Raw genomic sequence first — 858 nt, 5'->3', positions numbered from 1 at the left:
CACTCTGACAGTCGGACTTTGGCGAGTAAGTGTCGGCGGTTGACCTTGCTGATATCCGCGAGTTTGGTTATTCGCATTACTTGTGTTCGCCGCAGGAGCCTTGCCTCAGTCTAGGAGCGCGGATGTGACCGCTTAACGCCCTCGAGGATTGCTCGCACCGCTGCCGCCGTCCGGCGCTGCCAGAGTGATTTTTAAATGTAATTCAGTACGCTTGTTGTGGCATATCGGCATCAAAACCTTGGGCTAAATCCCAAATGTAACCTGTCAGTTCGCGAGCCACAGCGGTAACGACTTTATTGTATTCTTTGCCTCTTGCTTTTAAGGCATGAAAGCGTCGACATAGGCGCTGCTGGATTTCCCATGAGCGAGTTTGCAGTTTGATAGAGTGCTCTTGTTGGCGACTTTCCAATTCCCTCGAGACCCGAGCGGGGAAACGATAGGCCCAGGCCGATTCAATAAGGATGCGTCTGGCGTGGCTATTGCCGCACTTAGTAATGCCGCCACGCCGTTCCCGCTGACCACTGGAGTGTTCGCTGGGTGTCAAACCGACAAAGTTCATCAGTGAACGCGGAGAAGCAAAGCGTCTGAGGTCACCCAGTTCCGCCAATAGGGTCATAGCGGATAAGAAACGTACTCCACGCAGTACCGTCAGACGTTGCACCAGTGGGTACCAACGCCAGCTTTCGGCCAGGCTTTGCAGTTCCAATTCCAGCCGTTGCAAGCGCTCATAGCGCTCGGTAACGATATGAATGTAATGCTGAAAGGTGATTTTAGTAGCACTTTGTGGAAAGCTGATATCAGCCAGGTGGCGTCGATAGGCCTCGGTCCAGTTTTGCCGACCAGTGCAGGGATGACCAT

General features: G+C 53.1%; 1 protein-coding gene. It reads right to left on the bottom strand.

Going from position 1 to position 858, the window contains the following annotated elements:
• Nucleotides 1-202: 202 nt before the first annotated feature.
• On the bottom strand, nt 203-858 hold a 656-nt coding region (locus CBE72_RS20020; RefSeq protein WP_157929121.1), incomplete at its 5' end, for a transposase.

Origin of the sequence: Shewanella carassii (genome assembly GCF_002777975.1) — a bacterium.
Classification (GTDB): Bacteria; Pseudomonadota; Gammaproteobacteria; order Enterobacterales; family Shewanellaceae; genus Shewanella; species Shewanella carassii.
Note: the sequence above shows the minus strand (reverse complement) of the source record. Positions and strands in the feature narration are given on the sequence as shown.